Genomic DNA, 12624 nt, shown 5'->3' on the forward strand with positions numbered 1-12624 from the left:
TGTGGCATTGGATGTGAAGGATATTCGATCCCTGTTCGAGCAGTACGGCCAGTTGGCTTACAGCGGCGAGCCGGTGACGCAACTCGAGCATGCGTTGCAGAGCGGTTTGTTGGCGGAAGAGGCGGGCGCCGACGAGGAACTGGTTGCCGCGGCGTTTCTGCACGACCTCGGCCACCTGCTCAATCTCCAGGGCGAGACGCCGACAGAGCGGGGCATCGACGATCTGCATCAGTATTTCGCGTTGCCGTTCTTGCGGCCGGTTTTGCCGAACGCGGTGTTGGAGCCGATCCGTTTGCACGTCGACGCCAAGCGCTGCCTGTGCGCCATCGACGACACGTATTTCGGCCAGCTCTCCGCTGATTCGGTGCGGAGCTTGGAATTGCAGGGCGGCATCTTTAGTAAGGAGGAAGCTGAGGCATTCCTGCAAAAGCCCTACGCGGAAGACGCATTGCGTCTGCGTAGATGGGACGATCTTGCCAAGGAAGAGAATCGTGCTACGCCGGATATCGATCACTATTTAGGTGTTGTCGAACGAGTGATGCTTAAGCACGCGGCTGTGTGATTGTGCTTTTGAGGCTGTTAGTGGATTGTGGGTTTTTGGTTCTTTTTGCCCGCGCTGGGTGTCCGTTTTTCTCGTCGTCCTCGCGCCGTTTTTGGCGCATTCCATGTCTATCAAAATAACGCTTGCAAGGCGGTGTGCGGGTCGCTAGAATCTCGCTCTTTCGTGCTTCGGACAACGAGGCACGGGGAGCGGGAGAGCCAGCAGTGGCAAGGCTTTCAGCGAAGCGGGCAGGTTCAGGAAGTTGGAAAAACCTGTTGACGGCGTAGCGAAAGTTCTCCATAATCTCGTTTCTCTGCTGCTGATGCAGCGACGCAGAACGAAGCGGTGCCGGGTAGTTGGAATGCTGATGATTGATGTCAGCGGCGTGCGGTGCCGGTTTGGTAGTGAATGCGGAATCGATCTTTAAAAATTAACAGCCGATAAGTGTGGGCGCTTGATGCGCGACGCGCAGTGGATCCTTCGGGGTTTGCTGGAAGCGAAAGTATCAAGTCTCACACAGTAATGAAAGGAAGGTTTTTCCATTGAAAGATGGAGAGATCATTCGTCAGTACGTTGAGTGAGCGACCGGTTGGTAAAACAACCGAAAAACAGTAACAGGTTTGAACTGAAGAGTTTGATCCTGGCTCAGATTGAACGCTGGCGGCATGCCTTACACATGCAAGTCGAACGGCAGCACGGGGGCAACCCTGGTGGCGAGTGGCGAACGGGTGAGTAATACATCGGAACGTGTCCTGTAGTGGGGGATAGCCCGGCGAAAGCCGGATTAATACCGCATACGATCTGTGGATGAAAGCGGGGGATCCTTCGGGACCTCGCGCTACAGGGGCGGCCGATGGCAGATTAGCTAGTTGGTGGGGTAAAGGCCTACCAAGGCGACGATCTGTAGCTGGTCTGAGAGGACGACCAGCCACACTGGGACTGAGACACGGCCCAGACTCCTACGGGAGGCAGCAGTGGGGAATTTTGGACAATGGGCGCAAGCCTGATCCAGCAATGCCGCGTGTGTGAAGAAGGCCTTCGGGTTGTAAAGCACTTTTGTCCGGAAAGAAAACCTCTGGGTTAATACCCTGGGGGGATGACGGTACCGGAAGAATAAGCACCGGCTAACTACGTGCCAGCAGCCGCGGTAATACGTAGGGTGCAAGCGTTAATCGGAATTACTGGGCGTAAAGCGTGCGCAGGCGGTTCGCTAAGACAGATGTGAAATCCCCGGGCTTAACCTGGGAACTGCATTTGTGACTGGCGGGCTAGAGTATGGCAGAGGGGGGTAGAATTCCACGTGTAGCAGTGAAATGCGTAGAGATGTGGAGGAATACCGATGGCGAAGGCAGCCCCCTGGGCCAATACTGACGCTCATGCACGAAAGCGTGGGGAGCAAACAGGATTAGATACCCTGGTAGTCCACGCCCTAAACGATGTCAACTAGTTGTCGGGTCTTCATTGACTTGGTAACGTAGCTAACGCGTGAAGTTGACCGCCTGGGGAGTACGGTCGCAAGATTAAAACTCAAAGGAATTGACGGGGACCCGCACAAGCGGTGGATGATGTGGATTAATTCGATGCAACGCGAAAAACCTTACCTACCCTTGACATGTATGGAATCCTGCTGAGAGGTGGGAGTGCCCGAAAGGGAGCCATAACACAGGTGCTGCATGGCTGTCGTCAGCTCGTGTCGTGAGATGTTGGGTTAAGTCCCGCAACGAGCGCAACCCTTGTCCCTAGTTGCTACGCAAGAGCACTCTAGGGAGACTGCCGGTGACAAACCGGAGGAAGGTGGGGATGACGTCAAGTCCTCATGGCCCTTATGGGTAGGGCTTCACACGTCATACAATGGTCGGAACAGAGGGTCGCCAACCCGCGAGGGGGAGCCAATCCCAGAAAACCGATCGTAGTCCGGATCGCACTCTGCAACTCGAGTGCGTGAAGCTGGAATCGCTAGTAATCGCGGATCAGCATGCCGCGGTGAATACGTTCCCGGGTCTTGTACACACCGCCCGTCACACCATGGGAGTGGGTTTTACCAGAAGTGGCTAGTCTAACCGCAAGGAGGACGGTCACCACGGTAGGATTCATGACTGGGGTGAAGTCGTAACAAGGTAGCCGTATCGGAAGGTGCGGCTGGATCACCTCCTTTCTCGAGCTCACGTGTCAATCGTGTTGAGCGCTCACGCTTATCGGCTGTGAATTAAAGACAGAAACGCAGACAGACTCAGGGGTCTGTAGCTCAGTCGGTTAGAGCACCGTCTTGATAAGGCGGGGGTCGATGGTTCGAATCCATCCAGACCCACCATTGTCTTGTCTGCGATGGCTGACCGGCAAAACCCCTGAGTGGCAACAGATGATGGTCTGTGCATGACTGGGGGATTAGCTCAGCTGGGAGAGCACCTGCTTTGCAAGCAGGGGGTCGTCGGTTCGATCCCGTCATCCTCCACCAATCCTCAATGCGTAGCGCTGCTGTGAGAAGCAGAGTGCTGTGCATTGGCGATTGAGCCAGTCAGAGTGATACATGGTTATAGCAACCATGATATCGGCTGTCGTTCTTTAACAATCAGGAAGAAGTAGTAAAGAGATTCACGAAAGCATGCTTAGAGATGGGTGTGCGAGTAGGTGAATCAGGGTTGTGATTGTATCAATGTATGAAAAGGTGATCGAAAGATTGCTTTGGAATACGGCGCAACACGAATACTCAACCTGTAGCGAGTGTGGCAGCCACGGTCCTTCCCAGTGAAGGGCGTGCGAGACACACCCGTTATAGGGTCAAGCGAACAAGTGCATGTGGTGGATGCCTTGGCGATCACAGGCGATGAAGGACGCGGTAGCCTGCGAAAAGCGGAGGGGAGCTGGCAAACGAGCTTTGATCCTCCGATATCCGAATGGGGAAACCCGGCCCGAATGGGTCATCCATGACTGAATACATAGGTCATGAGAAGCGAACGCGGTGAACTGAAACATCTAAGTAACCGCAGGAAAAGAAATCAACCGAGATTCCCAGAGTAGTGGCGAGCGAAATGGGACCAGCCTGTACTCTTTATCTTCATTGTTAGTCGAAGGCTCTGGAAAGTGCCGCCATAGCAGGTGATAGCCCTGTAGACGAAAACAGCGAGGAAGAACTAGGTGTACGACAAGTAGGGCGGGACACGTGAAATCCTGTCTGAAGATGGGGGGACCATCCTCCAAGGCTAAATACTCGTGATCGACCGATAGTGAACCAGTACCGTGAGGGAAAGGCGAAAAGAACCCCGGGAGGGGAGTGAAACAGATCCTGAAACCGCATGCATACAAACAGTCGGAGCCTCGCAAGGGGTGACGGCGTACCTTTTGTATAATGGGTCAGCGACTTACATTCAGTGGCAAGCTTAACCGATTAGGGCAGGCGTAGCGAAAGCGAGTCCGAACAGGGCGATTCAGTCGCTGGGTGTAGACCCGAAACCAGGTGATCTATCCATGGCCAGGATGAAGGTGCGGTAACACGTACTGGAGGTCCGAACCCACTAACGTTGAAAAGTTAGGGGATGAGCTGTGGATAGGGGTGAAAGGCTAAACAAACCTGGAAATAGCTGGTTCTCTCCGAAAACTATTTAGGTAGTGCCTCGTGTATCACCTTCGGGGGTAGAGCACTGTCATGGTTGTGGGGTCCATTGCGGATTACTACGCCATAGCAAACTCCGAATACCGAAGAGTGCAATCACGGGAGACAGACATCGGGTGCTAACGTCCGGTGTCAAGAGGGAAACAACCCAGACCGCCAGCTAAGGTCCCCAAATATTGCTAAGTGGGAAACGAAGTGGGAAGGCTAAAACAGTCAGGAGGTTGGCTTAGAAGCAGCCATCCTTTAAAGAAAGCGTAATAGCTCACTGATCGAGTCGTCCTGCGCGGAAGATGTAACGGGGCTAAGCAATATACCGAAGCTGCGGATGCACATTTATGTGCATGGTAGGAGAGCGTTCCGTAAGCCTGCGAAGGTGCATTGAAAAGTGTGCTGGAGGTATCGGAAGTGCGAATGCTGACATGAGTAGCGATAAAGGGGGTGAAAAGCCCCCTCGCCGTAAGCCCAAGGTTTCCTACGCAACGTTCATCGGCGTAGGGTGAGTCGGCCCCTAAGGCGAGGCAGAAATGCGTAGCTGATGGGAAGCAGGTTAATATTCCTGCACCATTGTTAAATGCGATGGGGGGACGGATCGCGGAAGGTTGTCCGGGTGTTGGAAGTCCCGGTCCTTGCATTGGAGAAGGCGCTTAGGCAAATCCGGGCGCGGAATTCAAGGGTGCGAGGCCATTCACTTCGGTGAAGAAGCAATCGGAAGTGGTTCCAAGAAAAGCCTCTAAGCTTCAGTTTAACAGGACCGTACCGCAAACCGACACAGGTGGGCGAGATGAGTATTCTAAGGCGCTTGAGAGAACTCGGGAGAAGGAACTCGGCAAATTGGTACCGTAACTTCGGGATAAGGTACGCCCCTGTAGCCTGATGCGCCTGCGCGCAAAGGGTGAAGGGGTTGCAATAAACTGGTGGCTGCGACTGTTTAATAAAAACACAGCACTCTGCAAACACGAAAGTGGACGTATAGGGTGTGACGCCTGCCCGGTGCCGGAAGATTAAATGATGGGGTGCAAGCTCTTGATTGAAGTCCCGGTAAACGGCGGCCGTAACTATAACGGTCCTAAGGTAGCGAAATTCCTTGTCGGGTAAGTTCCGACCTGCACGAATGGCGTAACGATGGCCACACTGTCTCCTCCCGAGACTCAGCGAAGTTGAAGTGTTTGTGATGATGCAATCTCCCCGCGGCTAGACGGAAAGACCCCATGAACCTTTACTGTAGCTTTGCATTGGACTTTGAACCGGTCTGTGTAGGATAGGTGGGAGGCTTTGAAGCGTGGACGCCAGTCTGCGTGGAGCCATCCTTGAAATACCACCCTGGTTTGTTTGAGGTTCTAACCTTGGTCCGTAATCCGGATCGGGGACAGTGCATGGTAGGCAGTTTGACTGGGGCGGTCTCCTCCCAAAGTGTAACGGAGGAGTACGAAGGTACGCTAGGTACGGTCGGAAATCGTGCTGATAGTGCAATGGCATAAGCGTGCTTAACTGCGAGACCGACAAGTCGAGCAGGTGCGAAAGCAGGTCATAGTGATCCGGTGGTTCTGTATGGAAGGGCCATCGCTCAACGGATAAAAGGTACTCTGGGGATAACAGGCTGATACCGCCCAAGAGTTCATATCGACGGCGGTGTTTGGCACCTCGATGTCGGCTCATCTCATCCTGGGGCTGTAGCCGGTCCCAAGGGTATGGCTGTTCGCCATTTAAAGAGGTACGTGAGCTGGGTTTAAAACGTCGTGAGACAGTTTGGTCCCTATCTGCCGTGGGCGCTGGATATTTGAAGGGGGCTGCTCCTAGTACGAGAGGACCGGAGTGGACGAACCTCTGGTGTACCGGTTGTCACGCCAGTGGCATCGCCGGGTAGCTATGTTCGGAAGAGATAACCGCTGAAAGCATCTAAGCGGGAAACTCGCCTTAAGATGAGATATCCCCGGGGCTTCGAGCCCCTTGAAGGGTCGTTCAAGACCAGGACGTTGATAGGTCAGGTGTGGAAGCGCAGTAATGCGTTAAGCTAACTGATACTAATTGCCCGTAAGGCTTGATCCTATAACAGGTGTGTTTCGACATGAGTTAGCGCTTCAGCGCTTACTCAGGTCAACCCCCGAAGGGGGCAGGAACACTCAGGTTCAGTGATCGTGTTGTGCCAGAATCAACACAACCCCAACGCTTCACCCCTGGTGAGCATCACCAGAAACTACTTCTTCCAGATTGGCTGCAGCGCTCCCCGAGCGAGGCAGCAACCCGTCAAAGCCTGATGACCATAGCGAGTCGGTCCCACCCCTTCCCATCCCGAACAGGACCGTGAAACGACTCCACGCCGATGATAGTGCGGATTACCCGTGTGAAAGTAGGTAATCGTCAGGCTCCCCTGCAGCATCAGAAACCCCACCCCAACATAGGTGGGGTTTCTGCGTTTACACCGCAGAAATACTCAGACAATCCCGCGCGTTAAACTAACTCCAGTTTGCTATCCGCACGCAGCAATCGCTGCACCGCACTCCGTCAGACGGCCATTTACATTGTGCGGACCCCGCACAGCAGCCGCAGCTACACCCACGCGCAGTCGGCGGCACCGAACCGCACCTGCAACTCACCGCATCGCTACATCCCCACTGCCGCTCGCGCCCACGGGCACCTCGCCATCGCCAGTCTGCACTGCACTGACTTCCGCAAGCAACGCCTTATCGCGTTCAATGACTTTCGGCAGATGGGTGCGCAGGAACTCGACCCAAGTCCGCGTCTTCGCATCGACGAACTTACGCGACGGATACAGCGCATAAACATTCATCTTCTGTGCGGTATATTCCGGCAACACGCGCACTAGCGTGCCGTCACGCAATCCGGAAATGGCCGCGTACAGCGGTAGCATGCCAATGCCCATTCCTTCGCGAATCGCGACAATTAGCGATTCGGCGATGTTCACGTGCACCGGCCCATTCACCCCCATCATTTCGCTGCCATTCGGCCCGTCGAGGACCCAGTCGTGCGGCGGAAACGCCGGCGTGTGCAGGATCAGACATTCGTGGTGTGCCAAATCGGCCGGTTGCTGCGGCGCGCCGTGTGCGCGCACATACGCCGGCGATGCGCACATGATGCTAAAAGTCGTCCCCAGTGGAAGCGACACCAGTTCCGAATCAGGCAAGGTGGAAGCGCCAATCACCGCGACATCCGCGCTACCTTCGAAAAGATCTGGCATGCGCTGCGACAATGTCAGCTCGACCGTTACCTCCGGATACAGCGCGCGATAGCGCGAAATGGCCGGCAAAACGTAGTGCTGGCCGATGCTGGCAAAGCTGTGCATCCGCAACGCGCCGCTCGGGCGTTCGTGCGCACAACTGGCTTCTTCTTCCGCCGTGGCAACATCTGCCAGTATCTGCTTACATCGTGTCAGATAACGCTCGCCCGCCGTGGTGAGCGCAAGTCGTCGCGTCGAACGGTTGAGCAACCGCGTCCGCAAATGAGCTTCGAGTTCCGAGACCGCACGTGACATCGCGCCGGTCGTTGAGTTGAGCGACTGCGCGGCGGCGGTAAAACTACCGGCTTCGACCACGCGCACGAACACTCGCATATTTTGTAACGTATCCATCGATCCTTCTATTTCACGGCTGAGGCCGTATTGTCCGCCTGTCCCGGGTGCGCATTGTTGTTCGTTCTGGAAGAGTCGTTCCGCCCCTGTCCTGTTAATGCGCGCATAGCATGCTCCTACAATCGGCGGCTTGCGTGCCGGTGTGAGCAGTCTTGTTCGCCGGTGCTTTCTCAAGCGACCAACCGGGGCGCCCAGCTTTCAGATGAAACGCGAACATGCGATCGAACCGACGGCAGATTCCCGCCGACGGTGGGACGTCGTCTTGCGAATGCTGAGCCCGGCCGTCCGGGACTGGACGGCCAGCGAGGGTCTGATCTGGCTGCATCTGCTGAAAACCGTCACGGCGGGCTTGCTGGCGCTGGGCATTGCGATGCTGCTGGATTTGCCGCAGCCGCGCATCGCAATGACCACGGTGTTCGTACTGATGCAGCCGTTCAGCGGCATGGTGCTGGCGAAAAGTTTCTATCGGATCCTCGGGACCGCGGTGGGCACGCTCGCCGCGCTGGTGCTCGGCGCGCTGTTCGTCCAGCAGCCCGAGTTGTACATGCTCGGTATGATCGGCTGGGTGAGCGCCTGCATTGCGGCAGCGGTCCGGTATCGGCATTTCAGATGGTACGGCTTTGTGCTCGCGGGTTATACCGCTGCGCTGATCGGCATCCCGAATGTGACGGCGCCTCACGACCTCTTTCTCGCGGCGCTCACGCGCGCGGCGGAAGTCGCGGTCGGCATCGTATCTTCGAGCGCGGTGAGCGCGCTGATCGTGCCGCAGCGGTCCAGCCTCGCACTGCGGCGCGCGCTACAAATTCGGTATGGAAATTTTACTGCGTTCGCTGCCGATGTGTTGACTCACGGCATCAAGCGGGGCCAGTTTGAGCGGCGCTTCGCGGGTCTCGTCGACGAGATCGTCGGTTTCGAGGCGACCCGCACTTTCGCCGCCTTCGAAGACCCGGCCATGCGTTCACGCAATCAGCATCTCGGCCGTCTGAACGGTGAGTTCATGGATGCCTGTGCGCGTCTGCATGCGCTGCATCAACTTCTCAAGCGACTGCGCGTGAACGGCTCGGCGCCGATCGTCGCGGCGATCAAACCGTATTTCGACGAACTGGCCGCGCTCATGGCGCCTCAGCTCGACGCCCCGGTGGATGCATCGCGCACGGCCGCCCGTTTGCAGCATTTCCAGGCGAGCTTGCCACGGCGTGTGCGTGAAACGAGACGGCCGCTGGAAGCCGCGCCCGTCGAATCGCTGGCGGACTTCGATACGGCGGCGGAACTGCTGTACCGGTTCGTCGACGAATGGATCCGCTACTCGCTGACCTACGCATCCGTGACGCAGCGCAAGCGTAACGACAGCCAGCCGCGGACGAAAAGCCGCTACGTCAGCAAAACCAACACCTTTGTCGTTGCGCTGACGTTTATCCGCTCGGCTGTGGTCATGGCAATCGCGGGCTGGTTCTGGATCATGACCGACTGGCCGAGCGGCGGCCTCGCGGTAATCGGCGCGGCGCTGGCGTGCGCGCTGACGTCGACCGCGCCGAACCCGTCGAAGATGGCTGTGCAGATGGCCGTCGGCGCCGTGCTGGCAACCATGACCGGCTACCTGTTCACGTGCTATGTGTATCCGAACATCGACGGCTTTCCGTTGCTGTGCACGACGCTGGCGCCGGTGCTCGCGCTCGGCGCATTCATCGCAACGCGCAAGCTGGCGGCGGGATATGGGATCGGTTTCTCAGTGTTCTTCTGCCTGCTCGCCGGACCCGACAACGTCGTCACTTACGCGCCGGATCTGCTGATCAACAACGGCATGGCGCTGACCGCGTCGATGCTGTTGGCAGCGCTCGTTTTCGCGGTGGTTTTCCCTGCCGACATGCCTTGGCTCATCGGGAAAATCATGGGTGATTTGCGCGCGCAAGTCGTACTCGCGTGCAAGGACGAACTGCCGGGTCTCAATCAGCGCTTTCAGTCGAGCACGCACGACCTGACTTCACAGTTGCGCATGCTGTTGACGCGACGTTCCCGGCGCCGTCGCGAAGCGCTGCGCTGGACACTCGCGACCCTCGAAGTGGGCCACGCCGTGATCGACCTGCGCAACGAAACGGCGCGCGCCGGCTACGCGCACGCGCTCCATCCGCGCTGGACCGGCGCCGTCGAGCTTGCGCGCGACGACCTCGCGCGGCTTTTCGAGCGGCCCGATTCGCGTGCTCTCGAGCAAGCGCTGGTATCCGTGCGCGCGGCCACGTGGCTTGCGCAAAACATGCTGCAAATGGTTCATCCCGATCGCGACAAGCGTCACGACCTGCAGCGAATCCTGAGTTGCCTGCACTTCATCCGCACGGCGTTGCTCGACAAGGACGCGCCGTTCAATCCGCATTGACCCATGCGCGCGACGATGGTCTCTGTGCATCGATCCTTCTACGGAATGGAAGGATCACTTCCGGACCGCCCCATTTATCCGCGGAGCAGGCAGACATATAGTTTTATCACTGCCACGCGGTCCCCAAAAGGGTTTCCTACGGGGCAGCACCGTAAGTCCTGGAGAACGAAATGAATGTGTTGAAGATTGCCCTGATTGCCTGCTCTTTGTCCGCTGTCGTCGCTCATGCACAAACGGCGCCGGCCGCCCCGGAACAACAGGTCGCCCAGGCGAATACGTCGCGCGCGAAGAGTGCCGAACCGCAAAGCCGCACCACTACACCGGCAAGCAAAGCTGAAGAGTGCGTCGGACCTGTGAGCTTCTGCAACATTTACTTCGGCAGCTAAGCAGCAACGCGAGTCATATTTGAAGTACGTGCAAGACTTGTCGCGAACGTTCCACGCGCGACGAATCACCCGGCCGCGATGCCGTCCCCTCATGACGCCGCGGCGGGTGCGACAATCCGGCTACTGAGCGAAGCACCGCAGACGTGCGCACCGGTAGTCTGGACTGGTGACTATGGAGAGACTCAGTTTCATGTACCAAGACCGGATTCGCTGCGCCGAACTGCGCGCAAAAATCACTTCAGCCGCCGAGGCGGCGCTTCTGATTAAGGACGGCATGTGTGTCGGCGCCAGCGGCTTCACGCGCGCGGGCGACGCCAAAGCGGTCCCCGTTGCGCTTGCCGAGCGTGCGCGTCAGGAAGGCAAGCCGCTGCGCATCACGTTGATGACCGGTGCATCGCTGGGTCACGACGTGGACCGCGCGCTCACCGAGGCGCACGTGCTGGCTCGCCGCTTGCCGTTTCAGGTGGACAAGACGCTGCGCGACGCGATCAATCGCGGCGAAGTCATGTTCGTCGATCAGCACCTGTCCGAAACGGTCGAGATGCTGCGCGCGAACCAGCTCGGCAAGCTCGACGTCGCCATTATCGAAGCCACCGCGATCACCGAGACCGGCGGCATCGTGCCGACCACGTCGGTGGGCAACTCGGCAAGCTTTGCGATTCTCGCCGAGAAGGTCATCGTCGAAATCAATCTTGCGCAGCCGCTCGCGCTCGAAGGTCTGCATGACATCTGGATTCCGGGCCGCAGGCCGAATCGCGAGCCGCTGCCGATCGTCCGTCCGCAAGACCGGGTCGGCACGCAGGCTATCGAAATTCCGCGCGAGAAAATTGCAGCGATCGTCATCACCGATATGGCGGACAGTTCATCCACGGTGCTGCCCGCGGATGCCGAGACCGAAGCGATCGCGGGTCATCTGATCGAGTTTTTCGAGCACGAAGTATCACGCGGTCGCATGCCGAAGCGCTTGCCGCCGTTGCAGGCGGGTATCGGCACGATTGCCAATGCCGTGCTGGCCGGTTTCGTCGATTCGCCGTTCGACGCCTTCGAAATTTATTCAGAAGTGCTGCAGGATTCGACCTTCGACCTGATGGATGCCGGCAAGGTGACGTTCGCCTCCGGCGCGTCGATCACGTTGTCGGCAGCGCGCCAGGCGCAGGTGTTCGGCGAACTCGAACGGTATCGCGATCGACTCGTGCTGCGTCCGCAAGAAGTCAGCAACCATCCTGAAGTGATTCGCCGGCTCGGTCTGATTGCGTTGAATACCGCGCTCGAATTCGACATCTACGGCAACGTGAACTCGACGCACGTGGGCGGCACGCACATGATGAACGGCATCGGCGGCTCGGGCGATTTCGCGCGCAACGCGTCGTGCGCGATCTTCGCGACCAAGTCGATGGCGAAGGGCGGCCGCATTTCCAGCATTGTGCCGATGGTGCCGCATTGCGATCACAACGAACACGACGTGGACGTGGTCGTGACGGAGCAAGGACTCGCCGACTTGCGCGGTCTCGCGCCGCGTGAACGCGCAAAGTTGATCATCGACAACTGCGCGCACCCGCTGTATCGCGATCTGTTGCGCGACTACTACGCGCAAGCATTGAAGGGCTGCGGGCAAACGCCGCATCAGTTGGATCAGGCTTTCGCCTGGCATACACGGCTGCGCGACACCGGCTCGATGTTGCCGGCTGAGGAGACAATGCTTTAAACGCGGGGCGGTCAGTTCAAGCCGGCGTCAGGCGGCGTTCGCCCCTGACGCCGTAAGACATCAGATGCTGCGCTCAGGTGCCTCGTCGGATGAGGCGGATAAGAAACAATAGAATGACCGCGCCGATCACCGCCGTGATGATCGAGCCGATCCAGCCGCCGCCCAGCGAAATGTGCAGCACGCCGGCGAGCCAGCCGCCGATGAACGCGCCGACAATCCCGACGATGATGTCGACGATCAGGCCGAAGCCGCCGCCCTTGACGAGCACGCCTGCCAGCCAGCCAGCGATCGCGCCGATGATGAGCCATGCAATGATGCCGTGTTCCATAATCGAGACTCCCTAGTTGAGTGTGAAAAATTCACGGTGACAGAGCTTAGTCGATGGTTATGGGACAGTCCATATTCAGGACGCGGAATTAACATTG

General features: G+C 57.8%; 6 protein-coding genes, 2 tRNA genes and 3 rRNA genes. 9 read left to right on the forward strand and 2 right to left on the reverse strand.

Going from position 1 to position 12624, the window contains the following annotated elements; genetic code table 11:
* The first annotated feature begins 1 nt into the window (after position 1).
* The 6 genes from BPHYT_RS23785 (at position 2) to rrf (ending at position 6515) form a co-directional block, all read left to right on the forward strand.
* Entirely contained in the window at positions 2-562 is a 561-nt protein-coding gene (locus tag BPHYT_RS23785; protein WP_012426674.1) for a phosphonate degradation HD-domain oxygenase, read from the forward strand.
* A 601-nt stretch (positions 563-1163) separates the two neighbouring features.
* Positions 1164-2696: ribosomal RNA gene (locus BPHYT_RS23790) — 16S ribosomal RNA — on the forward strand.
* A gap of 79 nt (positions 2697-2775) precedes the next feature.
* A tRNA-Ile gene (locus tag BPHYT_RS23795) sits at positions 2776-2852 on the forward strand.
* Positions 2853-2920: 68 nt separating this feature from the next.
* A tRNA-Ala gene (locus BPHYT_RS23800) sits at positions 2921-2996 on the forward strand.
* A 321-nt stretch (positions 2997-3317) separates the two neighbouring features.
* Positions 3318-6197 (forward strand): 23S ribosomal RNA (locus BPHYT_RS23805).
* 204 nt (positions 6198-6401) lie between these two features.
* Positions 6402-6515, forward strand: a 5S ribosomal RNA gene (rrf, locus tag BPHYT_RS23810).
* The 16S, 23S and 5S rRNA genes sit together here with 2 tRNA genes alongside, the layout of an rRNA operon.
* A 226-nt stretch (positions 6516-6741) precedes the next feature.
* Here rrf and BPHYT_RS23815 read toward each other — a convergent pair.
* On the reverse strand, positions 6742-7737 hold the full coding sequence (locus BPHYT_RS23815; protein WP_012426675.1) for a LysR family transcriptional regulator: 996 nt from the start codon (positions 7735-7737) through the stop codon (positions 6742-6744).
* Positions 7738-7939: 202 nt separating this feature from the next.
* Between BPHYT_RS23815 and BPHYT_RS23820 the strand changes: the two genes are divergently transcribed.
* From BPHYT_RS23820 to BPHYT_RS23830, 3 genes are all read left to right on the forward strand, one after another.
* The gene (locus tag BPHYT_RS23820; RefSeq protein WP_012426676.1) at positions 7940-10108 is read left to right on the forward strand and encodes an FUSC family protein; all 2169 of its coding nucleotides are present in this window, start codon (positions 7940-7942) and stop codon (positions 10106-10108) included.
* Positions 10109-10278: 170 nt separating this feature from the next.
* A complete protein-coding gene (locus tag BPHYT_RS23825) occupies positions 10279-10494 on the forward strand; it encodes a hypothetical protein (protein WP_012426677.1) in 216 nt (71 codons plus the stop codon).
* A 190-nt stretch (positions 10495-10684) separates the two neighbouring features.
* A complete protein-coding gene (locus BPHYT_RS23830) occupies positions 10685-12199 on the forward strand; it encodes an acetyl-CoA hydrolase/transferase family protein (protein WP_041759569.1) in 1515 nt (504 codons plus the stop codon).
* Positions 12200-12272: 73 nt separating this feature from the next.
* On the opposite strand, the gene BPHYT_RS23835 is transcribed toward BPHYT_RS23830, so the two are convergent.
* The gene (locus BPHYT_RS23835) at positions 12273-12527 is read right to left on the reverse strand and encodes a GlsB/YeaQ/YmgE family stress response membrane protein (protein ID WP_007176844.1); all 255 of its coding nucleotides are present in this window, start codon (positions 12525-12527) and stop codon (positions 12273-12275) included.
* Between the last annotated feature and the right edge of the window lie 97 nt (positions 12528-12624).

Origin of the sequence: Paraburkholderia phytofirmans PsJN (assembly GCF_000020125.1) — a bacterium.
Lineage (GTDB): Bacteria > Pseudomonadota > Gammaproteobacteria > Burkholderiales > Burkholderiaceae > Paraburkholderia > Paraburkholderia phytofirmans.